At 44.7% G+C, this 23,296-nt stretch carries 25 protein-coding genes; 21 read left to right on the forward strand and 4 right to left on the reverse strand.

Annotation, left to right across the window (positions count from 1 at the left end):
• Positions 1-64 precede the first annotated feature (64 nt).
• The 9 genes from iolB (at position 65) to fba (ending at position 9,833) form a co-directional block, all read left to right on the forward strand.
• Complete coding sequence (iolB, locus tag AXI57_RS00650; protein ID WP_061668938.1) at positions 65-880, forward strand: 5-deoxy-glucuronate isomerase; 816 nt, start codon at positions 65-67, stop codon at positions 878-880.
• A gap of 26 nt (positions 881-906) precedes the next feature.
• Positions 907-1,890, forward strand: coding sequence for a 5-dehydro-2-deoxygluconokinase (iolC, locus tag AXI57_RS00655; RefSeq protein ID WP_061668939.1), 984 nt, complete (start codon positions 907-909; stop codon positions 1,888-1,890).
• Between the two features lie 27 nt (positions 1,891-1,917).
• Entirely contained in the window at positions 1,918-3,831 is a 1,914-nt protein-coding gene (gene iolD, locus AXI57_RS00660; protein WP_061668940.1) for a 3D-(3,5/4)-trihydroxycyclohexane-1,2-dione acylhydrolase (decyclizing), read from the forward strand.
• Positions 3,832-3,847: 16 nt separating this feature from the next.
• Positions 3,848-4,744, forward strand: a complete 897-nt coding sequence (iolE, locus tag AXI57_RS00665; RefSeq protein ID WP_061668941.1) for a myo-inosose-2 dehydratase — start codon at positions 3,848-3,850, stop codon at positions 4,742-4,744.
• Between the two features lie 17 nt (positions 4,745-4,761).
• Positions 4,762-6,066: an MFS transporter gene (locus AXI57_RS00670; RefSeq protein ID WP_061668942.1), complete on the forward strand. Its 1,305-nt coding sequence runs from the start codon at positions 4,762-4,764 to the stop codon at positions 6,064-6,066.
• Positions 6,067-6,091: 25 nt separating this feature from the next.
• Positions 6,092-7,126, forward strand: coding sequence for a bifunctional inositol 2-dehydrogenase/D-chiro-inositol 1-dehydrogenase (gene iolG / locus AXI57_RS00675; protein WP_061668943.1), 1,035 nt, complete (start codon positions 6,092-6,094; stop codon positions 7,124-7,126).
• Positions 7,127-7,148: 22 nt separating this feature from the next.
• Positions 7,149-8,018 carry a sugar phosphate isomerase/epimerase family protein gene (locus tag AXI57_RS00680; protein WP_061668944.1) on the forward strand — a complete coding sequence of 290 codons (870 nt, stop codon included), beginning with the start codon at positions 7,149-7,151 and terminating at the stop codon, positions 8,016-8,018.
• Positions 8,019-8,104: 86 nt separating this feature from the next.
• Complete coding sequence (gene iolI / locus AXI57_RS00685) at positions 8,105-8,941, forward strand: 2-keto-myo-inositol isomerase (protein WP_061668945.1); 837 nt, start codon at positions 8,105-8,107, stop codon at positions 8,939-8,941.
• 19 nt (positions 8,942-8,960) lie between these two features.
• The gene (gene fba, locus AXI57_RS00690; protein WP_061668946.1) at positions 8,961-9,833 is read left to right on the forward strand and encodes a class II fructose-1,6-bisphosphate aldolase; all 873 of its coding nucleotides are present in this window, start codon (positions 8,961-8,963) and stop codon (positions 9,831-9,833) included.
• Positions 9,834-9,953: 120 nt separating this feature from the next.
• Here fba and AXI57_RS00695 read toward each other — a convergent pair whose 3' ends face one another.
• A complete protein-coding gene (locus AXI57_RS00695; RefSeq protein WP_061668947.1) occupies positions 9,954-10,925 on the reverse strand; it encodes an iron-hydroxamate ABC transporter substrate-binding protein in 972 nt (323 codons plus the stop codon).
• 189 nt (positions 10,926-11,114) lie between these two features.
• Here AXI57_RS00695 and AXI57_RS00700 point away from each other — a divergent pair, with 189 nt between their 5' ends.
• From AXI57_RS00700 to AXI57_RS00725, 6 genes are all read left to right on the forward strand, one after another.
• Positions 11,115-11,516 (forward strand): hypothetical protein, encoded by a 402-nt coding sequence (locus tag AXI57_RS00700; RefSeq protein WP_061668948.1) that lies wholly within the window; start codon positions 11,115-11,117, stop codon positions 11,514-11,516.
• 142 nt (positions 11,517-11,658) lie between these two features.
• Complete coding sequence (locus AXI57_RS00705; RefSeq protein ID WP_003326219.1) at positions 11,659-12,348, forward strand: response regulator transcription factor; 690 nt, start codon at positions 11,659-11,661, stop codon at positions 12,346-12,348.
• A complete protein-coding gene (locus AXI57_RS00710; RefSeq protein ID WP_061668949.1) occupies positions 12,345-13,322 on the forward strand; it encodes a sensor histidine kinase in 978 nt (325 codons plus the stop codon). Before AXI57_RS00705 ends, AXI57_RS00710 begins: the two co-directional genes overlap by 4 nt.
• A 127-nt stretch (positions 13,323-13,449) precedes the next feature.
• Positions 13,450-14,223 (forward strand): ABC transporter ATP-binding protein, encoded by a 774-nt coding sequence (locus AXI57_RS00715; protein ID WP_003326221.1) that lies wholly within the window; start codon positions 13,450-13,452, stop codon positions 14,221-14,223.
• A complete protein-coding gene (locus tag AXI57_RS00720) occupies positions 14,198-16,081 on the forward strand; it encodes an FtsX-like permease family protein (protein ID WP_061668950.1) in 1,884 nt (627 codons plus the stop codon). The genes AXI57_RS00715 and AXI57_RS00720 overlap by 26 nt, the downstream gene beginning before the upstream one ends.
• A gap of 13 nt (positions 16,082-16,094) precedes the next feature.
• Complete coding sequence (locus tag AXI57_RS00725; RefSeq protein ID WP_061668951.1) at positions 16,095-16,445, forward strand: YxeA family protein; 351 nt, start codon at positions 16,095-16,097, stop codon at positions 16,443-16,445.
• Positions 16,446-16,492: 47 nt separating this feature from the next.
• On the opposite strand, the gene AXI57_RS00730 is transcribed toward AXI57_RS00725, so the two are convergent.
• Entirely contained in the window at positions 16,493-16,846 is a 354-nt protein-coding gene (locus AXI57_RS00730) for a hypothetical protein (protein WP_003326225.1), read from the reverse strand.
• 321 nt (positions 16,847-17,167) lie between these two features.
• On the reverse strand, positions 17,168-17,536 hold the full coding sequence (cotNE, locus tag AXI57_RS00735; protein ID WP_003326226.1) for an inner spore coat protein CotNE: 369 nt from the start codon (positions 17,534-17,536) through the stop codon (positions 17,168-17,170).
• A 189-nt stretch (positions 17,537-17,725) separates the two neighbouring features.
• On the opposite strand from cotNE, the gene AXI57_RS00740 reads away from it, so the two are divergent.
• The 3 genes from AXI57_RS00740 (at position 17,726) to yidA (ending at position 19,500) form a co-directional block, all read left to right on the forward strand.
• On the forward strand, positions 17,726-18,091 hold the full coding sequence (locus tag AXI57_RS00740) for a DUF3255 family protein (protein ID WP_087941850.1): 366 nt from the start codon (positions 17,726-17,728) through the stop codon (positions 18,089-18,091).
• A complete protein-coding gene (locus AXI57_RS00745; protein ID WP_061668952.1) occupies positions 18,088-18,618 on the forward strand; it encodes a hypothetical protein in 531 nt (176 codons plus the stop codon). The genes AXI57_RS00740 and AXI57_RS00745 overlap by 4 nt, the downstream gene beginning before the upstream one ends.
• Positions 18,619-18,687: 69 nt before the next feature.
• Positions 18,688-19,500, forward strand: coding sequence for a sugar-phosphatase (yidA, locus tag AXI57_RS00750; protein WP_061668953.1), 813 nt, complete (start codon positions 18,688-18,690; stop codon positions 19,498-19,500).
• A gap of 91 nt (positions 19,501-19,591) precedes the next feature.
• Here the strand turns inward: yidA and AXI57_RS22255 are convergent, their stop codons facing one another.
• Entirely contained in the window at positions 19,592-19,714 is a 123-nt protein-coding gene (locus AXI57_RS22255; RefSeq protein ID WP_255265355.1) for a hypothetical protein, read from the reverse strand.
• A gap of 284 nt (positions 19,715-19,998) precedes the next feature.
• On the opposite strand from AXI57_RS22255, the gene AXI57_RS00760 reads away from it, so the two are divergent.
• The 3 genes from AXI57_RS00760 to eutH all read left to right on the forward strand — a co-directional run bounded on the left by AXI57_RS00760 (position 19,999) and on the right by eutH (position 23,147).
• A complete protein-coding gene (locus AXI57_RS00760; protein ID WP_061668955.1) occupies positions 19,999-20,985 on the forward strand; it encodes a choloylglycine hydrolase family protein in 987 nt (328 codons plus the stop codon).
• Positions 20,986-21,104: 119 nt separating this feature from the next.
• On the forward strand, positions 21,105-22,013 hold the full coding sequence (locus AXI57_RS00765; RefSeq protein WP_061668956.1) for an ROK family protein: 909 nt from the start codon (positions 21,105-21,107) through the stop codon (positions 22,011-22,013).
• Positions 22,014-22,025: 12 nt separating this feature from the next.
• A complete protein-coding gene (eutH, locus tag AXI57_RS00770; protein ID WP_061668957.1) occupies positions 22,026-23,147 on the forward strand; it encodes an ethanolamine utilization protein EutH in 1,122 nt (373 codons plus the stop codon).
• Positions 23,148-23,296 lie beyond the last annotated feature (149 nt).

A 23,296-nucleotide genomic window follows, 5' to 3' on the forward strand; every position in this document is an offset into this window, starting at 1 on the left:
GAAGAGACCGAACAGCGCGGCTGCGCTGTTCGGGCCTATTTAACCAATGAGGAGGTCTTTTTTTATGAGTTATTTATTGCGGAAGCCTCAAACGGATGAGCTTTCTCAAGGCGTAAAGGTTGTACATGAAGTAACAACATCAAATTCAGATCTCGAATATGTTGAATTTAAAGTTGTGGACCTTGCACCGGGTTCCCGCTATACAGAGGAATTACAAAAAATAGAATGCTGCATTGTTGCGGTTACAGGTAAAATCACAGTCACTGATCATGATCAAACATTTGAAAGCATCGGCACACGCGACAGTGTATTTGAAAGAATACCGACGGACAGCGTCTATGTGTCAAACGATCAATCCTTTGAGATTACAGCGGTCAGCCAAGCCAGAGTGGCGCTTTGCTATTCTCCGTCTGAAAAGCAGCTGCCGACAAAGCTGATCCAAGCGGAAGATAACGGCGTTGAACACCGCGGAAAACTCTCAAACAAACGGATTGTGCATAACATTTTGCCTGATTCAGACCCGTCAGCAAACAGTCTGTTAGTTGTTGAAGTATATACAGACAGCGGAAACTGGTCGAGCTACCCGCCCCATAAACATGACCAAGAAAACTTACCTGCAGAATCCTTTTTAGAAGAAACTTATTATCACGAAATGGACCCGCCGCAAGGCTTTGTATTCCAGCGTGTGTATACGGATGACCGTTCAATTGACGAGACAATGACTGTAGAAAATGAAAACGTTGTCATCGTGCCGGCGGGCTATCACCCGGTTGGGGTTCCGGATGGATATGCATCGTACTATTTAAATGTAATGGCAGGACCGGCAAGAAAGTGGAAGTTTCATAATGATCCCGACCATGAATGGATTCTGGAACGCTAACAATCAGTGAGGAGTGGCTGTTTACGATGAAGTATACGTTTAATGAAGATAAGGATTTTGATATTGTTGCCATCGGACGCGCATGTATTGATTTAAATGCGGTGGAGTACAATCGGCCAATGGAAGAAACGATGACGTTTTCAAAATATGTCGGCGGCTCACCGGCCAATATTGCGATCGGAAGTTCCAAGCTGGGCCTAAAAGCGGGTTTCATCGGCAAAATTCCTGATGACCAGCATGGAAGATTCATAGAATCCTATATGAGAAACACGGGCATTGATACGACACAAATGATTGTCGACCAAGACGGACATAAAGCCGGCCTTGCCTTTACGGAAATCAAAAGCCCGGAAGAATGCAGCATTTTAATGTACCGGGATGATGTGGCAGACCTATATCTGGAACCATCTGAAGTCAGTGAAGCGTATATCGCAAAAGCAAAGATGCTGCTTGTCTCAGGGACGGCTCTTGCGAAAAGCCCTTCTCGTGAAGCTGTCTTAAAAGCTGTGAATCTGGCGAAAAAGCATCAGGTGAAAGTCGTATTTGAACTCGATTATCGCCCTTATACATGGAAATCAACTGAAGAAACCTCCGTTTACTATACATTGATTGCTGAACAATCCGACATCGTGATCGGCACACGGGATGAATTCGACATGATGGAAAACCGCATCGGAGGCAGCAACGACGAGTCGGTTAAATACTTATTTCAACATTCCGCAGACCTGGTCGTCATCAAGCATGGTGTCGAAGGGTCATACGCATATAGCAAATCTGGAGAAGTATTCCGCGCGAAAGCATACAAGACGAATGTCTTGAAAACGTTTGGAGCTGGAGATTCGTATGCTTCAGCCTTTATCTATGGCCTTGTTTCAGGTAAAGATATCGAAACGGCATTGAAATACGGAAGCGCTTCCGCATCCATCGTTGTCAGCAAGCATAGCTCATCGGAAGCAATGCCGACCGTATCAGAAATCGAACAGCTCGTTGAGGCTCAGCCATCATTTTAAATAGAACGAATAAAGGTGGGATCGTTTGTGGGGAAGAAAATTCGCTTAACAACAGCACAAGCGCTGATAAAATTCTTAAACCAGCAGTATATCCATGTTGACGGGAAGGAAGAGCCTTTCGTTGAAGGGATCTTCACCATCTTCGGCCATGGAAATGTGGTAGGGATCGGTCAAGCGCTGGAACAAGATGCCGGCCATTTAAAAGTATTTCAAGGTAAGAATGAACAAGGTATGGCACACGCTGCCATGGCATACAGCAAGCAAATGCTGAGAAGAAAAATTTATGCAGTGTCGACATCTGTCGGACCGGGAGCGGCCAACTTAACGGCAGCCGCAGGTACGGCGCTGGCAAATAATATTCCTGTGCTTTTGATTCCGGCAGACACGTTTGCGACAAGACAGCCTGACCCAGTGCTGCAGCAAGTGGAACAAGAATACAGCGCGGCGATTACGACAAACGATGCATTGAAGCCGGTATCAAGGTATTGGGACCGCATCACGCGTCCTGAACAGCTTATGAGCAGCTTGATCCGCGCATTTGAAGTCATGACTGATCCTGCGAAAGCCGGTCCTGCAACGATTTGTATTTCACAAGATGTTGAAGGGGAAGCGTATGATTTCGATGAAAGTTTCTTCGTCAAACGGATTCATTATATTGACCGGATGCAGCCGAGCGAGCGTGAATTGCAAGGCGCGGCGGAGCTGATCAAATCAAGCAAAAACCCTGTGATCTTAGTGGGCGGAGGCGCTAAATATTCTGATGCACGCGAAGAATTAATCGCCATCTCTGAAGCATACAACATTCCATTGGTTGAAACGCAGGCAGGTAAATCCACGGTTGAAGCCGATTTTGCCAACAATTTAGGCGGGATGGGAATCACCGGAACACTCGCAGCGAATAAAGCGGCCCGCCAGTCAGATCTGATCATCGGAATCGGCACCAGATATACCGACTTTGCGACTTCCTCTAAGACTGCATTTGATTTTGATAAAGCGAAATTTTTGAATATCAATGTCAGCAGAATGCAAGCGTACAAACTGGATGCGTTCCAAGTGGTAGCGGATGCGAAAGTAACGCTCGGCAAGCTGCACAGCTTATTGGAAGGGTACAAAAGCGAATTTGGTTCAACCATTCAGGATCTTAAAGAAGAGTGGCTGGCTGAACGTGACCGGCTCAGCAAGGTGACATTTAAACGCGAAGAATTTGTGCCGGAAATTAAAAATCATTTTAATCAAGACGTGCTGAATGAGTACGCTGACGCTTTGGATACCGAGCTTCCGCAAACAACAGCGCTGCTAACGATTAATGAGACGATTCCCGAAGACAGCGTTGTCATCAGTTCAGCAGGCTCCCTCCCAGGAGATTTACAGCGCTTATGGCATTCTCATGTACCGAATACGTATCATCTGGAATATGGCTATTCATGCATGGGGTATGAAGTGTCCGGCACACTCGGACTTAAATTAGCCCATCCGGACAGAGAAGTGTATTCACTTGTCGGAGACGGCAGCTTCTTGATGCTTCACTCCGAATTAATCACGGCAATTCAGTACAACAAGAAAATCAATGTCCTGCTCTTTGACAACTCAGGATTCGGCTGTATCAACAATCTGCAAATGGATCACGGAAGCGGCAGCTATTATTGTGAGTTCCGCACAGACGACAATCAAATTTTGAACGTGGACTATGCAAAAGTGGCTGAGGGCTACGGAGCCAAAACCTACCGCGCCAACACGGCAGAAGAGCTGAAAGCAGCGTTAGAAGATGCGAAGAAGCAAGACGTGTCAACTTTGATAGAAATGAAAGTGCTGCCGAAAACGATGACGGACGGCTATGATAGCTGGTGGCATGTCGGCGTTGCTGAAGTTTCTGAGCAAGAAAGCGTCCAGAAGGCATATGAAGCCAAAGAGAAAATGCTGGAGTCTGCGAAGCAGTACTAGAGGGGAGGACATCACGATGGGCAAAAAAGAGATTCTATGGGGCATCGCCCCCATAGGATGGCGTAATGATGATATTCCTGAGATCGGAGCGGGAAATACATTGCAGCATTTGTTAAGCGATATCGTTGTCGCACGCTTTCAAGGTACGGAAGTAGGAGGATTTTTCCCTGAACCCTCCATCCTCAATAAGGAGCTTGAGCTTCGAAACTTACGGATTGCCGGGAAATGGTTCAGCAGCTTTATCCTGCGCGACGGGCTTGATGAAACGGAGAAGGAGTTTACCGCACATTGTGAATATTTGAATCAGGTGCACGCGGATGTCGCTGTCGTTTCTGAACAAACCTACAGTGTGCAAGGGTTGGAAAAAGACGTGTTTAAAGAGAAGCCTTACTTTACAGATGAGGAATGGAAACGGCTTTGTGAGGGATTAAACCACCTTGGCAAAATCGCTGAAAAGTATGACCTAAAGCTTGTCTATCACCATCATCTCGGCACCGGAGTCCAAACAGCGGAAGAAGTAGACCGCCTTATGGACGGAACGGACGCAAAGCATGTACACCTTCTCTATGATACAGGCCACGCTTATATCTCGGACGGCAATTACCTGACAATACTTGAAAAGCATATTGACCGGATTAAACATGTCCACTTCAAAGACGCACGGGTAAACGTCATGGAGCAATGCAAAAAAGAGGGAAGATCTTTTCAGCAGTCCTTTTTGCAAGGCATGTTCACTGTTCCCGGAGATGGATGCATCAATTTTGTAGAAGTATATCAAACCTTGTTGAAACACGATTATTCCGGATGGATCGTGATTGAAGCGGAACAAGACCCGGCTGTTGCAAATCCGCTTGAATATGCGCTTTTGGCCAGAAAGTATATTGATCGTCAGCTGCTCGATCTTGCAAACTGACTAGAGGGGGACCAAATATGAATAGTGCGAAGGCGGATTCGGCTTTTAATAAAAGGACCATCGCCGCAGCATTAGCAAACTATATTGATGCAGGTTCCATCGTGGCAGGATCAGCAGGTTTATCAATGTGGGTCAGCTACCTGAAGCTGTCAGACAGCCAAATCGGATTGCTCGGCGCGTTTAGCGCAAACGCCATTTCAGCGGCAGTCGGCGCTTTGCTCGGCGGATATCTCGCGGACAAAGTGGGACGAAAAGCGGTCTACACAAACAGCATGTTAGTGTACGCGTTAGGGATTTGTTTGGTGCTGTTTGGAATGAATTTTCCCATGCTGTTAAGCGGTTACATGATTATCGGTATCTCTGTAGGTGCGGATATCACGGCATCGTGGACCATCATTGCGGAAAACGCGCCAAAGAGAAACCGAGCCAGGCATTGCGGTGTTGCACAGGTGGCTTGGGCTGCCGGAGCAGTAGTCGTCCTGATGCTGTCAGTGCTGGTCGGCGATTTAGGCCTGTTGGGAAATAAAATTGTGTTTGCTCATTTATTAGTGATTGCGTTGATCACTTATATATTAAGAATTCGATTGCCTGAATCTGAAGCTTGGAAAGGTCAATCAAAACAACCACAGGCTGAAGGTGCGGTCTTGGTGAATAAAACGTCTTATCTAAACTTACTCAAGCCTACATTCTTAAAGAAAATTTTGTTTCTAATGGGTGTTTATCTGCTTTGGAATTTAGCAGCCGGGGTCATGGGATTTTTCATGCCTTATATATACCAGCAAGTCGGGGGCGTTTCTGCCAATATGGCAAATCTCCTGCAAATGGGTCTGTTTATTTTCACCGGACTGGGTGTTGCTTTTATCTTCATGCCTTTTGCAGATAAATACAGAAAAACTGTTTTTGGTATTTGCGCCTTTATGGCGGTCATCGGATGGTCGCTGTTTCTGATGCCGGTTCAAGGCATGCCTATTCTGCTCCTGTTTATCGTGGCTATGGGAATCAATAACGGAGCCGGGCAGCAAGCGAACTACCAATTATGGGCCAGCGAGCTGTTTCCAACAGAATACCGTGCTTCAGCGCAAGGATTGATGTTCTTTCTTGTTCGTATTTCGATAGGAGTTTGGAGCTTGTTTGTACCGATGATTATGACGAACTTCGGCATTGGCTTTATGGCTGCGATTCTCCTTGGATGTGTGACGGCTAGTATGATCATAGGGCTTATTTTCGCACCGAATACGTCTGGCAAGTCGCTTAAAGAAATTCAAGAAGACCTTTATGGAACTCCTCCTGCCAAGCAAGGTAACGATAGAATAATCATGTAATGACTATTAGAAGGAGTGACGATCAATGATTTTACGTATTGGTGTTATCGGAACTGGGGCAATCGGAAAAGAGCACATTAACCGCATCACGAACAAACTGGCTGGCGCGGAGATTGTGGCTGTAACGGATGTCAATCAAGAAGCGGCACAACAGGTCGTTCAAGACTATCAATTAAACGCAACTGTTTATCCTGATGATGACAGCCTCGTTGCTGATGAAAATGTAGACGCTGTCTTGGTCACAAGCTGGGGACCGGCTCACGAGTCCAGTGTTTTGAAAGCGATTAAAGCCAAGAAATATGTATTCTGTGAAAAGCCTCTCGCGACAACTGCTGAAGGATGCATGCGTATTGTCGAAGAGGAAATGAAAACGGGGAAACGCCTCGTTCAAGTCGGTTTTATGCGCCGCTATGACAGCGGTTACGTACAGTTGAAAGAGGCGCTCGACAACAATGTCATCGGAGAGCCGCTTATGATTCACTGCGCGCACCGCAACCCGGCTGTAGCTGAAAATTATACGACTGATATGGCAGTTGTCGATACGCTCGTTCATGAAATTGATGTCCTTCATTGGCTCGTCAATGATGACTATGAGTCTGTTCAAGTCATCTATCCGAAAAAATCGAAAAATGCGCTGCCGCATCTAAAAGATCCGCAAATAGTTGTGATTGAAACAAAAGGCGGCATTGTGATCAACGCTGAAATTTACGTCAATTGTAAATACGGATATGACATTCAGTGTGAAGTCGTTGGAGAAGACGGGATCATTAGGCTTCCTGAACCATCAAGCATCAGCGTGAGAAAAGAGGGAAAATTCAGCACAGATATTCTGATGGATTGGCAGAGACGCTTTGTGGATGCGTACGATGTGGAAATCCAAGACTTCATTGATTCCATCCAGAAAAAAGGCGAAGTCAGCGGGCCGACGGCATGGGACGGCTATATTGCTGCCGTTACGACTGACGCGTGTGTAAAAGCCCAGGAATCTGGACAAAAAGAAAAGGTTGAATTGAAGGAAAAACCGGAATTCTATCAATCCTTTACAACAGTTGAAAACTAGAAATATTGAGGAGTGAAAAAATTTGAAATTAGCATTGGATCCATCGATGTATCGAGATGATTTAACGCTGGAAGAAATGGTCTATAAAACGGCGGAGCTTGGTTATGAATATATCGAATTGTCGCCGCGCGAGGATTTTTGTCCATTCTATAAATATCCGAAAGTCGATTCAGCAAAGATCAAACAATTAAAGCGGCTTTTAAGAGATACAGGTGTTAAGCTTTCATCACTCCTTCCGCTTTACCACTGGGCGGGTCCTGAAGAAGACCGCCGCCAGGCTGCGGTGCGCAATTGGAAAAGGGCGATCGAAATTGCGGTTGAACTAGAAGTGGATTTAATGAACAGCGAATTCAGCGGTTCAAAATATGATCCTTTAACAAGTGAAGAAAAATTTATCAAATCCATGGATGAGCTTCTGCCCGTTTTTGAAAAAGAAGGCATTAAACTCAATCTTCAAGCCCATCCATATGATTTTATCGAAACGCACAAAGGGGCAATGGATATGATCCGCGCGCTTGACCGGGATTGGATCAACCTTGTCTACTCGACTGCGCATACATTCTTCTATGATGACGGCAAAGGCGATATCGAGACAATGTTTGACGAAGCCGGCGACCGCCTCACACATGTTTTATTTGCAGATACCTTTAATCATAAAGCGGCTCATGGCCTGCGCTACATCGTCAATCCGCCTGACGCGAAAGTAACGGTTCACCAGCATTTGGACATTGGTCAAGGCGAGGTTGATTTCGATACAATCTTCAGAAAGCTGAGAGAGATGAAGTTCGACGGAATTGCGACGAATGCCGTTTTTGCTTGGGTCGACGAAAAAGCGGATGAATCAAGCCGATTGATGCTTCGAAAAATGAAAGAAGAATTAGGTCTGGCATAAGCTGAGCATGGAGTTCGGCGGGAGATGGCGAACAGCCTTCCTGCCGAACTCCCTTCATATCTAAAATGCAGATAGGAGAGTCTGACATGAAACTTTGTTTTAATGAAGCGACAACATTGAAAAACTCAAATCTCAAACAAGATTTAGAGCTATGCGAAAAGCACGGCTATGATTATATTGAAATCCGCACAATGGATAAGCTGCCGGAGTACTTAAAAGACCATTCGCTGGCCGATCTTGCGGAATATTTTCAAACCCATCACATTAAACCACTTGCCTTAAACGCACTTGTTTTCTTCAATAATCGTGATGAAAAGGGCTATAAGGACATCATTGCTGAATTTAAGGGCATGATGGAAACCTGCAAAACCCTCGGTGTGAAATATGTAGTGGCGGTTCCGCTTGTGACAGAGCAGAAAATCTTAAAAGAAGAGATCAAAAAGAGCTGTGTAGAGGTTCTGACTGAGCTTTCTGATATTGCCGAGCCGTACGGCGTTAAAATCGCCCTTGAGTTTGTCGGACATCCGCAATGTACAGTCAATACGTTTGAACAGGCATATGACATCGTCAATACTGTCAGCCGCGACAACGTCGGGCTTGTCCTTGACAGCTTTCACTTCCATGCGATGGGGTCAAATATCGAAAGCTTAAAGCAGGCGGACGGCAAGAAAATCTTTATTTATCACATTGACGATACAGAAGATTTCCCGGTCGGTTTCTTAACGGATGAAGATCGCGTATGGCCGGGCCAAGGGGCTATTGATCTGGACGCCCACTTATCTGCATTAAAAGAAATCGGCTTTTCAGACGTTGTATCTGTTGAGCTGTTCAGACCGGAATATTATCAGCTAAGCGCAGAGGAAACCATTAAGACGGCAAAAGCAACAACGGTTGATGCCGTTTCAAAATACTTCAAGATGTAGTGAGATAGGAGGGGTGAACGTGGCTTTAGTACCCATGAAGAACCTGCTGGCAGAAGCAAAGCGCAGCCAGTACGCAGTCGGGCAATTTAATATCAACGGCCTTCAATGGACAAAGGCGATTTTACAAGCGGCGGAAGAAGAACAATCTCCTGTGATCGCGGCGGCGTCTGATCGGTTAGTAGATTACTTAGGCGGATTTCATACGATTTCCGCTATGGTCCATGCGTTAATGGAAGAGTTGTCGATAACGGTCCCTGTTGTATTGCATCTTGATCACGGAAGCAGTGCGGAACGGTGTAAAAAAGCGATTGATGCCGGTTTTAGTTCGGTGATGATTGACGGCTCTCATTCTTCAATTGATGAGAATATCGCCATGACAAGAGAAGTCGTTGAGTATGCCCGCCTGCACAATGTGTCGGTTGAAGCAGAGGTTGGTACGGTCGGCGGTATGGAAGACGGTCTCGTTGGCGGGGTGAAATACGCAGATATCCATGAATGTGAGCGACTTGTGAAAGAAACCAATATCGACGCATTGGCAGCGGCGCTCGGCTCCGTGCATGGAAAGTATCAGGGGGAACCGAAGCTTGGATTTAAGGAAATGGAGGAGATCGCCAAGGTAACGGACGTTCCGCTTGTTCTTCATGGAGCATCCGGCATTCCAAGAGATCAAATCACAAAAGCCATCCAGCTCGGACATGCAAAGATTAATATTAATACTGAATGTATGGTGGCTTGGATGGAAGAGACACGTAACATGTTTAACAAGAACACGGACTATTACGAACCACGTGTCATTCTGGCTCCCGGGGTTCATGCCGTTATGAAAACAGTCAAAAGTAAAATGAGAGAATTTGGCTCTTCAAATAAAGCGGCAAAGCAACAAGTGGGTTAAAACTTAACAAACGAACAGCATCGCTATACATCGCACTCACTTTGAATTGGTGAGTGTTTTCTTTTTGCGAAAAAAACACCTTCTCAGCAATATCATCTGAGAAGGTGCGTGCCCTCTTTTTTACTTCTGATTTTCCTTCTCGCGCTTCACAAGCATATCAGCAATCAAATCAACCTGTTTGCTGACCGAAATCGGATCGTACGGGTAGTACGTATCAAAATCATTAATAAACACTCGATTCTTTTTCACGGCATCGAGGTTTTTCCAAATGGACGATTCTTTTAGTTTGTCGAGTGTTTTGCTTTCGCCTTTCGGATTGTAGTCCGTGATAAACATATAATCAGCGGCGTATTCAGGGATGACTTCTTGAGAGAGCTGTTTCATTTCTCCCGTTTTCATGATATCTTGTTCAATCTTTTTAGGGGCTTTTAAGCCAAGCGCATTGTATATCGCTTGTCCGCCTCGCCCGGCGTTGTCGTTGAAGGCCCAGAATTCGCCTTTGTCTGTGTTTTCGTAAAGGCCGAACGTGGCATCTTTGTCAATCACGCCTGCGATCTTCTTCTTGGCAGCCGCCGCCTTTTTGTTGAAATCGGCCATAAATGACTTGGCTTCATCCTTTGCTCCGGCAATATCACCGAACAGCTCGACTGTATCTTCTACATTTTTGGCGGTGTTATAAGGAACGACCACAGTTGGAGCGATTTTCTTTAATTTATCAACATTCTCATCATTCATAACGACAATCAAGTCCGGCTGAAGCTCCATCACCTTTTCAACACTGACCGGATCACCGATATCTTTTACATCTTTCATCTGATTTTTCAAAAATGGATTATCAAATGACCAAGACCCGGACCCGACGACATTTGCGCCGACGGAGAAAAATTCGCCAGCATAAAAATCAGTGACGATACGCTTCGGATGTACGGGGATTTTGACGTTCCCTTTTGTTGATTTATATGTTCTCATTTCTGTCTTTTCTTTGCCGGAAGCCGAACCGCCCGTGCTTTCTTTTGAAGCTGAGCCGCTACAAGCGCTGACAAACAAAAGCAGAAGAACCAGCATGCCCATAACCAATGTGTTCTTTCTCATAAAGAACCTCCCTATTATGTATTCCGATTGAATAATAATGATAATCATTATCAACTATTAATATAGCAAGAAACCCCTTCTTCGTCTATCACTATTTTTAAGGCGGCGAGAACTTTTCCAGTTACGCAAGAAATGAAGATGACGTGCTTTGTTCTTTCCATTATTATAGGAAGAAAGGAGGAGTAAAATATGGGAATAACCAAACGAGGAGCAACGTGGGAATGGCTGAATAGCTGGTGGATGCTGTTTATTTTTATGCCTTTTGCCATTACCAGTTTTTTCGCCTTTTTATTTATTGGCATTAGGGTGAGAAATAGAAACTGGATTATGTATGGAATCATTTATTTTATACTATTTGCGTTTGGCTTTGTGCTTCCCGATACCCCGGGGCTTATCATTGTGCTCCCTTTGTGGGCGGTGACGATTATTCACGGGTTCAAAGCGCGGCCGCTGTACTTAATTCAGCTCGACGTGTATAAAGATCATGTGGAGGCGCGGAAATTTGCGGCGGCAAGAAGTGAAGCCGAGAGCAAATTTAATGCACCAAAACAGCCTATTGAAGATATACATATTCGACATGACCATCATTAACAATAAGAGGCGGGTCCTTACTTGTGAAGGCCCGCTTACTTTGTGTTGCTTCAGCAGGCCTTGAACCATTATGATGGGATCATTAATAGAAGTACTTCGGCGTCTCTGACAAGGCCGTCTATACAGGTTGGGAGTGTGTCATATGAAGAAAGTGATGATTGTAGAAGACAGTAAAGACATTCGGTCGCTATTGCAGAATTATCTGGAGAAATACGGGTATCAAACGGTGGTGACGTCTGATTTCACATCTGTCTTGGACCTGTTTTTGCGGGAAAAACCGGATGTGGTGCTGCTTGATATCAATTTGCCATCGTATGACGGATATTACTGGTGCCGCCAGATCCGCCAGCATTCGACCAGTCCGATTATTTTTATATCGGCCAGAAGCGGAGAGATGGATCAGGTGATGGCGATTGAAAATGGCGGAGATGATTATATAGAAAAACCGTTTTCCTATGATATTGTTTTGGCGAAAATCAAAAGCCAGATTCGCAGGGCTTACGGAGAGTACGCGGCAAAACAAGGGGAAAAAGTGTTGGAATACGAAGGCGTGCAGCTCTTTGTGGAACGGTTTGAATTGCGTTATCAAGACCAAAAATGCGAGCTGTCAAAAAAGGAAAGCAAGCTGCTTGAGGTGCTGTTGGAAAGAGGAGAAAAGGTAACGGGAAGAGACCGGTTAATGGAAAAAACATGGGACACTGATATTTTTGTCGATGACAATACACTAAATGTGTATATTACCCGGCTGCGTAAAAAACTGCGCGATCTCCATGTGCCGATTTCTATAGAATCCGTGCGCGGCGAAGGGTATCAGCTGAGGGCTGGATCATGAAGTTATTTTTACATTCCCACGCGGTGTTAATCCTGCTTTTTCTCATTCAAGGCTTCTTTGTATTTTTTTACTATTGGTTTGCGGGTCTTCATTCTTTTTCTCACCTTTTTTATATATTAGGCGTGCAGCTGCTGATTTTGGCAGGGTACTTGGTGTATCGCTGGTACCAAGACCGGGGCGTCTATCAATGGATCGGCACTCATCAAGAGGATACAGAAGTTCCTTATCTCGGTTCATCGGTGTTTTGTGCAGAGCTTTACGAAAAGCAGATGGAGCTGAGCCGTTTGCAGCATCAGAAGCTTCATGAAACAGAAGCTAAGCTGGAAGCACGGGTGACGTATATGAACCAATGGGTGCATCAAGTGAAAACGCCGCTTTCTGTCATTAATTTAATCATTCAGGAAGAGGATGAGCCTATTTTTGAGCAAATTAAAAAAGAAGTCCGGCAGATTGAGTATGGGCTGGAAACGCTGCTCTACTCGTCTAGGCTTGATCTGTTCGAAAGGGATTTCAAAATAGAGGCGTTCTCGTTATCCGACATTCTCCAATCCGTCATTCAAAACTATAAAAGGTATTTTATTCAGCATCGTGTTTATCCTAAAACCCATATACAGGCGGATGACATGATTTATACGGATGCCAAATGGCTGAAGTTCGCGGTCGGCCAGGTGATCACAAACGCGGTGAAATATTCGTCGGGAGTGAGTGACCGGCTGGAGCTGAAGATCTTCCGGCGTGAAGACAATACGGTATTGGAGATTAGAGATCATGGTGTCGGGATTCCTTCTCAGGATCTGAAGCGCGTGTTTGATCCCTACTATACCGGCGAAAACGGACGGCGCTTCCAAGAATCAACGGGCATAGGGCTTTACCTTGTCAAAGAGATTACAGGTAAACTGAATCATGAAGTGGAGATCAGCTCTGCTCCCGGAAAGGGCACGGCGGTTCAATTTATATTCCTTACAAAAGTGTAAGGTTACATTAAGAAAACGACATAGCACATTTTCATCCCCCTTGATAAGATTTGTTTACGAAACAGCTTAGCAGGGGGATTTTTTATGAGGCCGCTGCACACTAAGAATAAACATAAGGAGGATTCTCATGGCGAATATGCTCGAGGTCAAACATATAAATAAAACCTATAAAGGACAAGTGTCCCATCAAGCTTTAAAACAAATATCGTTTTCAGTTGAAGAAGGGGGATTCACGGCGGTTATGGGGCCATCAGGTTCCGGGAAAACAACGCTCTTAAACATCATTTCAACGATTGACCGTCCGGATTCCGGTGATATCCTGATTCAAGGCGAGAACCCGCATCTTCTGAAACGGACAAAGCTTGCCCATTTCCGCCGCAGGCAATTGGGGTTTGTATTCCAAGATTTCAACCTTCTTGATACATTAACGATTGGCGAAAATATTATGCTGCCGTTAACGCTTGAAAAAGAAGCGCCGTCTGTCATGGAAAAGAAATTGCAGGAAATTGCTGAGAAACTGGGAATTGAAACGCTTTTGAATAAGCGCTCTTTTGAAGTATCGGGAGGACAGCGCCAGCGGGCCGCCATTGCGAGAGCTGTCATTCATAAACCGTCCCTGATTCTGGCTGATGAGCCGACGGGGAACCTTGATTCCAAAGCTTCAAAGGATGTTATGGAGACGATGCAAAGCCTGAATCAAAACGACAATATCACAGCTTTACTGGTCACCCATGACCCTGTAGCGGCAAGCTATTGCCAGCGCGTGATTTTTATTAAAGACGGAGCACTATTTAACGAAATTTACCGCGGCGAAAACCGCCAAGTATTTTATGAACAAATCCTAGATGTGCTGTCTATGCTGGGAGGAAACGCAAATGACCTTTCTTCAGTTCGCTTATAAAAATGTCACACGGAACAAAAGGGCTTATCTGGCGTTCTTTTTGAGCAGTGCCTTTTCCGTATTGATATTCTTTACCTTTGCCATGTTTCTTTTCCATCCGGCTCTAAAAGAAGGATATTTGAATAACATTGCCAAAAAGGGATTAACCGCAGCCGAATGGATGATTTTTGTTTTTTCTATCTTATTTGTTCTGTATTCCATAAACGCCTTTTTGAAATCAAGAAATAAAGAATTCGGCATCCTGTTGATTCAGGGTATCACGCCGGGGCAGCTCAGAGTGCTGGTTACAGCGGAAAACATGATCATCGGCGCCCTGTCGGTCATTGCCGGAATTATCGGCGGTCTGATCTTCTCGAAAACGTTTTTTACAATCGGTGCTTATATTTTAGAAATGGAAGCTTTGCCGTTATATATGCCTTGGAAAGCACTGGGCATTACGGTTGGTGGATTTCTGTTCTTATTTTTCCTTTTATCGCAATTCACGATCTTTTTCATCAGATCAAAAACGATTATTAAACTGATTAAGGGTACCGAAAAGATCAAACCTGAGCCAAAGCCGTCTATCATCTTGTCGATTTTTGGCATCGCGTGTCTTGCTGCCGGATACGGCATGGTGGTAAAAGGGAATGTTCACGGTCTCGAGCCTGTAATCATTTTGCTGCTAACCATCATTGGCACTTATTTTTTCTTCAGCCAGAGCAGCATTTGGATTTTACGCGCTTTGAAAAAGTGGAAAACCTTTTATTTGCGCGGGAAAAATGTCATTTGGATTTCTGATCTTGTATACCGGTTAAAAGATAATGCCCGCCTGTTTTTTATGGTGAGTATCATCTCAGCTGTTGCGTTTACAGCCACAGGGGTTTTGGTGAAGTACAAATCCACTGTCGGCTCAATGGATTCAGCTTTTGAAATGGAATATTTATCTTATGGCGGCAATAAGAAAGAACAAACCCATCTGCAAGAGATTGAACATAATCTGGAAAAGGGCCATTTTCAATATGCAAGAGAAGATATAAAATCCTCTTACATTCGTTATAAGCAAGGGGATAGCGTTCCTCCAGTCATCATGATGGATGAAACGCAGTTAGCAAAACACTTCAACATCAGTTTGGACAAACTGAAAGACGGCGAGGGTATTTATTTCCCGAACACTTTCGAGGGGAATTCGAAAAACGAAGTGCCGCATCAATTGAACCTGCTCAATCAGAAGCAGAAGCTTTCGAATCAAAAGCTGACGGTAAAAGAGGTGAAAGACCCTCTTATCTCAATTAACAGCATCATTGCAGTAAACGAAAAAACCTACAATGATCTGGAAAAACTAGGGGAGAGCACAAAGTTATTCGGTTACAAATTTGACGGCTGGAAAGACAGTCTGGGTATCAGCCAATCAATGAAAAACAGGTTTTACGGAGATTATTCGGATGTTAACTTTGATTTTGCAACAAAGGCCGACACGTATTATGTCAGGGTGCAGCTGCCAAGCTTGAGTTTATTTATCGGACTGTTCATCGCTATTGTCTTCTTTACTGCGGCGGGAAGCTTTTTGTACTTCCGCTTGTTTACCGACTTAGAGGAAGACCAGCAGCGTTATCGCTCATTGGCGAAAATCGGTCTGAGTGAAAAAGAGATGTCCCAGAGCGTAACGATTCAATTAGCGATCTTATTCTTTTTCCCGTTTGCGGTCGCTGTTCTCCATACGCTGTTTGCCATGAAAACGTTGGAGGTAGAAGGCTTCTCTGATGTGATGAAGCCGCTGTTTATGACGATCGGAGGATTCTTGGCTTTTCAAATTTTATTCTTCCTGATGGTTCGGACAAGCTACCTGAAAAAAATAAAAGGGTTTTTAACGATAAAGTAAAGGTGATCATAAAATGAAAAAAGTACTGGTGATCGTTGTGGCCTTGGGGGCTGTTGCGGCAATCTGCGGCTTTCTCTTCGTCCATAATGAGGTTACAGACAGATACAATCCACTCGTTTCAAAACAAGATATGTATGTACAGATTAACCGAGATGGCAAACATCTTAGCCAAGGCGGTACTGAATATACGTTAGATGGATACAACAAGTCCGGCAAAAAAGGTGAAGTCACCTTCTTTGCTGGAGGAGATCTTCGTAAGAATGCCTATTTAAAAGTAGATACAAAGGGAAAATATGTAGAGACTTGGGAAGAAGTTCAGCTTGATGACATGCCAAAAGAGGTAAAATCAAAATTTGAACAGTAAATAGGAAAAGGCGGCATAGTGATATCTATGCCGCTTTTTTGTATGTGCTACTGCTGGAAAGACTGCTGCTGAAATGGCGTGTTTTGCCCGAATGGAAGTGATGATACATTTGTATGCATCACAGATGTTTGTCCGTTCAGCTCCTGCTGCATTTGGTTGCACATGTTGACGATCTGCTGGCATTTTTGAATGGCCAAGTCATGGCCTTGCAGCGCTTGCTGAATGGTGTGGGCAGCTTGTTGTTCATGTGTTAGGATTTGCTGCAGCATTTGAATGTTTTGCTGCTCCTGATGAAGCATTTGACGATATTGATTGCTGCTTTGCTGGGTTTGCTGGATGAGCTGCTGAGCCGTTTGGCGGCACTGATTGAGCTGCTGTAAACCATGTTGTGTATTATGCATAAGAAAAAAATCCTCCAAATGATCAATTGACATTTAACTTGTAATTGTCAATATTATGATGTGACTTGATCGGAAAGAAATTCGGCTAAAGAGTAAATTCAATTATTTCCCTTTTTGTTGATCTGGCCCCTCATCTTTTGAAGGAATTAGTAAAAGATTGTATACTTGTAAACATCCTTTTTATACAACATGGGCGGCAGAAATGTATGTAACCGACCCGTCAGCATACGTATCGGTGATTGGTCCTTTTCATAAAAAACGATTTTGGAATACGACGCTCACAACAGGTTTGGAGAATCGTATTCCTCTTTTACATCATTTTTAGAACCCGCCTTCACCCGGAGTAAATGGGATATTCAGTCTGTTTTCGACTGCGCGCAGACGCTGATTGAGTCTGTTTAAGCGGCGTGTATGGCGTTCAATGCCTTGGCTCAATTGGCTGATCTGCTCGTTCATCCGCGCAATTTCCCGGTTTTGGCGACGGTCCTCATTTGTCAGGCGGGTTAATTCTCTTGTCTGCTGTTGGTTCTGCCTTTCCAGCGCAGCTACTCTTCTTTCCAGCGCTGACGGCTGTCTTTCGCTATGAAATGGCTCAAAAAGGTCTTGCTGTTCGTAAGGATTGTATTCATATTGGCCATAGTAATTCTCCTGTTGGGGGAGCTGCGGGCTGTAATATTGATAAGGGTTCATGTAATCATTCTCCTTGGAATTAAAATGTGGGTGATTTCCTTATACCTTATGTAGTCATTGGCATAGTGCCACGGCATTCGCCCAAAAACTGGGTGTAATAAAGATTTTTTAGAGGATGGTGATAAATTGAGGAATCAAAATAAGCTTGGCAAAGGGCTTGCCATCCTGCTGTTGATTGTTGGATGTGTCATGGTGTCAGGCTGCCAGCAGAAGAAAGAGGACGAGACGCCTTTTTATTATGGCACTTGGGATGAGGGGCTGGAGCCGGGGCCTATGGACGGTGTGAAAGCAGCCACTGTTACATTTACGAAAGATCAAGTGCTTGAAAAAGAAGTCATTGAAGGAAGAGGAGAGGTGCAATTGCCCTCCATGGCATACAAGGTGATCTCCCAAAGCACAGACGGTTCTATCGAGATCCAATACCTCGGGGCTTATTATCCTCTCAAAAGCACTTTAAAAAGGGGAGAAAACGACACGTTAATTTGGATCCAAAATGGAGAAACGAAAACGATGAAAAGAGTCACATCGCCTGACGGCAAGGAGGGACAAAAATGAGAAATAAAGCAGCTGACCGACTGGTTTTAACAGGCGTTATTCTACATATTATTCAGTGGTTTTCTGTGTTATGGGCATTTTTAAAAATTGAAAATTCATTCGGGCACTTTACGATCTATAATCCGAATGTCATCAACGGTTCGATGCAGTCTTTTTCATTTATGCAGATGATGCGTTCTATGGTTTATTCGGGTGCAATGGTTAATTACGTGCTGTTTTTTATGTTTGCATTCCTTATCTTTTATTTATCGCTTAATGCTGTATTTATCGTTTTAGAGATCGCGGCTTATGTGATGATCAGGCGGAACCCATATTCATCATGGGCTTACTTTATAACGGCAATGGGCGTTAAGCTTGCGAGTATGGACATAACGGGAATCCTTTTCTTGGCTGGCGGTTTCATGCTGATGAAACAGAAAAAAGCAGACAGCAGCGAAACGGAGACAGGCAGAAAGAGGAGAAACCGCATACCTGTCAGAAAACAAATCAGGCAAATGAAGAAAAGACGGAGAAAGTCATCTGTTTAAGTTGAATATCAAAAAGAAAAAGAGATAAGATGAGACTATGGTCTGAAAAAGACACAAAGGAGATGCAAGATGTACAAATTAATCGCAATTGATATGGATGGAACATTACTGAATGATCATCATGAAGTGTCAGCGGAAGTCTGTGACGCATTACAGGCTGCAAAAGCCGAAGGGGTAAAAATTGTACTTTGCACCGGCCGGCCTATCGGAGGCGTACGCAGATACCTGGATGAACTGAATTTAATTGAAGAAGGCGACTACGTGATTGCCTATAACGGAGCGCTTGTGCAAAATACGCATACAAATGAAGTCGTAAATGAGCTGTCTCTCGGATATGATGATCTCAAGTCCTTATATGAGCTTAGCTTAGAGCTGAATACACCGATGCATTTCTTTGACTCATCTCGTTTGTATACACTTAACCGTGATATCAGCGAATATACGGTATATGAGTCATATGTGACACAGGTGCCGCTTCATTATCGCAAGCTCGAGGAAATTTCAGAAGATATCGTCATCCCGAAAGTGATGTTTATTGATAAGCCTGAGAATCTAAGTCATGTGATTTCATCTATACCGGAAGATGTGAAAGAAAAATTTACAATGGTCAAAAGCGCGCCGTTCTTCTATGAAATTCTTCACCCTGAAGCCAGCAAGGGAAATGCCGTTCGGCAGCTGGCGAAGCTGCTGGGCATTGAACAGCAAGAGGTCATGAGTATAGGGGACAACGGCAATGATTTAACGATGATTGAATGGGCCGGCTGCGGCGTTGCCATGGCAAACGCGATTCCGGAAGTGAGAGAGGCTGCGGACTTTCAAACCCGTTCCAATAATGAACATGGCGTGGCGCATGCCATACATGAACTTGTTCTCAAAAAATAATGAAATGAAAAATCCAGCCGCGTAAAGGGCTGGATTTTTTTCGTTATCTTGGTTTCATTGTCCCTGTTCGATCAGTAATGACCTGCAAGCCTCATTGGGGAATGGAGACTAATATTTCTTTTCTGGCTGCTCCGTCAATTTTGACGGAATGATCAAGATGATTGATCACATTCACATAAACGCCATTAAATGGAGCCGCTGCGCTTTTTGCCAAAATGAATAAACACTCGTTTTTCTCATAAATGAGTCTCCTTGTCCTTTCATTTTTGGAAAACAGTTCAAAGCAGTACATTCGCCATTGGGCTTGAATCTTCTTCTGTCTCTTCAAGTCAGCACATAAATATAGAATCAGCAGCATTGATATTTTTGCAGAATGTGCCAATGTCTGACTGAATCTTTTGACTAAAATGCCCGACATTCGTTATGCTGGTAAAATAATTAGTTTACCAAGTGTAGTATTGCAAGCCGAAAACATTACGCAAAAAGGGGATGGATCATATGTGTACAAGTCTTACATTGAAAACTGCTGACGGGAACCATTTATTAGCCAGAACGATGGATTTTGCCTTTCAGCTTGGCACAGACGTGATGCTTTATCCGCGTCAATACAGTTGGAAAAGTGAAGCAGATGGCAAGCAGCATAAGACGCAATACGCGTTTATCGGTATGGGGAGAAATCTTGGGAATATCTTATTTGCAGACGGTGTGAATGAAAAGGGGTTATCATGTGCGACGCTTTATTTTCCGGGTTATGCGGAATACGGGGAAATGACTCAGGAAGGTTCCTCACATATTGCACCGCATGAGTTCGTTACATGGGTATTATCAAGCTGTGCGTCTTTGGAAGAGGTAAAAGAAAAGATAGGCTCATTGACAATCGTTCAAAAGAAATTAGATTTATTGGGTATCGTTTTACCGCTTCACTGGATTTTATCAGACCGTACGGGACGCAGCCTGACAATAGAACCGACAGCAGATGGAATACAAGTCCATGACAATAAGCCGGGTGTGATGACCAATAGCCCTGACTTTCCATGGCATGTGACCAACCTGCGCCATTATATCGGAGTCAGACCGAAACAATTAGAAAGCAAAGTGATGGGCGGAATGACGTTGTCCGCGTTTGGCCAAGGGTCAGGAACTTCAGGGCTGCCTGGTGATTACACACCGCCTTCCCGTTTTGTCAGAGCCGTTTTTCTGAAAGAACATTTGGAGCCGGCAGCCAGTGAAACGGAGGGGGTATCATCCGCTTTTCACATCTTGGCGAATATGAATATTCCAAAAGGCGCGGTTATTACCGATGATGGCGAAATAGATTACACACAATATACTTCTGTAATGTGTAATGACACAGGGAATTATTACTTTCACCACTATGACAATCGCCAAATTCATAAAGTATGTTTATTTCATGAGGACCTCGACCGTGCTGAACCAAAAGTGTTTTCAGCTAAAGCGGAGGAGAGTATTCAAGAGCTTAATTAAAAAAGCTGACTCCCGTATGTATGCGGGGTCAGCTTTTTTTAAAGAGCAAATTTGCAGGCTATCTTCTGTAGCTGTCGAATATTTAACATACAAAAATACGACTTTAGGAGCATCCGGTTATGTACCTAGTATTCGATATTGGCGGAACATTTATCAAACACGCGGTGATGGATTCAGCCGGAACCATTATCTCAAAAGCAAAGCGCCCGACACCGAAAAAAAGCCTGAACGATCTTTTAATATGCTTATTTTCGGTCATTGAACCGCTGAAAAAACAAATCAAAGGGATTGCGGTAAGCTGTCCCGGCATGGTCGATACAAAGAAAGGCATGATTTATTATGGCGGTTTAGTGCCCTATCTGCACGAAGTAAATTTGGCGGAAACGCTAGAAAGCAAATTCGGCATCTCCGCAGCAGTTGAGAATGACGGAAAATGCGCGGCGCTGGCGGAGCTCTGGCTCGGAAGTGTAAAGCACGCGGGCAATGCCGTTGTGTTGGTCCTCGGCAGCGGTGTCGGCGGCGGCATCATCATCGGGGGAGAATTATATAGGGGAAGCCATCTGCTGGCGGGGGAAGTGAGCTATATCATGAACCAGTTCCATTCCCATCATCAGAAAGCGGTTTTTCTCGGACAGACGTGCTCCGCTGTCTCGATGATTCAGCGGATCGCGGCAAAGAAAGGCATTGCCAAAGAGGATTCTGACGGTGAGCAGGTGTTTGCCGATATCCTTGCCGGAGATCAAGAGGCTCTTGCGATATTTGAGACGTACTGTCTGGAGCTTGCAGCGCAAATATACAACCTGCAATATATCATTGATCCGTCGGTTGTCGCTATCGGCGGCGGCATCAGCGCCCAGCCTGCTCTTATTGAGAAACTGAACTGGGCGTTACAAGAAATCGCAGCCCAAAACCCCATGCACACGATCATTCCTAAAATCGTGCCATGCCGCTTTCAAAACGATGCGAACTTGTATGGTGCGCTGTACCATTTCTTCACCTTGCATGATAAAACGAACCAGTCGTATTAAAAAGGAGAAACCATGACTGTTAATGATGTGGTGATATTCATTCTGGCTGTATTTCTTTTTCTCGGAGCCGCCGATCATTGTTTGGGCAACAAATGGGGACTTGGAAAACCGTTTGCAGAAGGGTTTATGGCAATGGGGCCGCTTGCGCTGTCCATGGTTGGGATTGTGTCGCTGGCGCCCGTGCTTGCGGCTGTGCTGATTCCTGTTGTGTCTCCAGTCTATTTAGCCATTGGGGCAGACCCGGCATCCTTCGCCAACACGATTTTGGCCATTGATATGGGAGGCTATGCGCTGTCCGGTGAAATGGCGAAAGATCCGGATGCAGGCGTGTTTTCATGGGTATTTCTAGGGACGATGATGGGCCCGGCGATTGTGTTCACGATCCCGGTTGCCCTCGGTATCATAGAAAAAGAGGACCATCCGTACTTTGCGAAAGGAATTTTGATTGGGATAAGTACGGTACCGATTGGGTGCTTCATCGGCGGATTAGCGGCCGGTTTTGATATCGGTTTGATTCTGAAAAATTTGATCATCCCGATTGTTTTTTCTGCTGTCATTGCTTTCGGGTTGTGGCGGTTTCCTGAATACGTGATCCGGATATTTCATGTATTCGGGAAGGCCGTCGGCATCGCGGCGATCATCGGACTTGCGGCAATCTCGATTGAGACATTGACGGGTATTGTATTGATTCCCCATATGACAAAAATCGAGACTGGCATACATACTGTAGGCACCATCGCCATTGTTCTGGCAGGGGCTTTCCCTATGGTTGCCTTTATAACGAAAACGTTCGACAAGCCGCTTGGGAAAATAGGGAGCCTTTTGAAACTGGATCAGGCGGCAACTGCGGGTCTGGTCGCTTCTCCGGCCCATCATATCCCGATGCTGATGCTAGTAAAAAAGATGAGTCCGAGAGGAAAAGTCATCAATGTGGCTTTCGCCGTGAGCGGCGCATTTGTACTGGGAAGCCATCTTGGTTTTGTGGCGGCGATGAAGAGAGAAATGGCAATTGCGATGATCATTGGAAAATTAGCCGGAGGTATAACGGCGGTTGTAGCCGCAGCCTGGGCGACCCCATCATATCCAACTCAAAAGAATGAAAATAGAAGCGGTGCCTCTCTCGGTCAAAGGTGAGACTGTCAGCCATTCGGGACAGTCCTTTTGTTTTTAACAAGCGAAAGCGCACAAAAACCTGAGAAATGGCACACGGCTGGATTAAGAGGCTGCGGGCCAGTGCGAAAAACGGTTTCAACTCCGGTCAATCGGGAATGAATAAGTAACTT

The organism is Bacillus atrophaeus, assembly GCF_001584335.1.
In the GTDB taxonomy this organism is placed as follows: Bacteria; Bacillota; Bacilli; order Bacillales; family Bacillaceae; genus Bacillus; species Bacillus atrophaeus.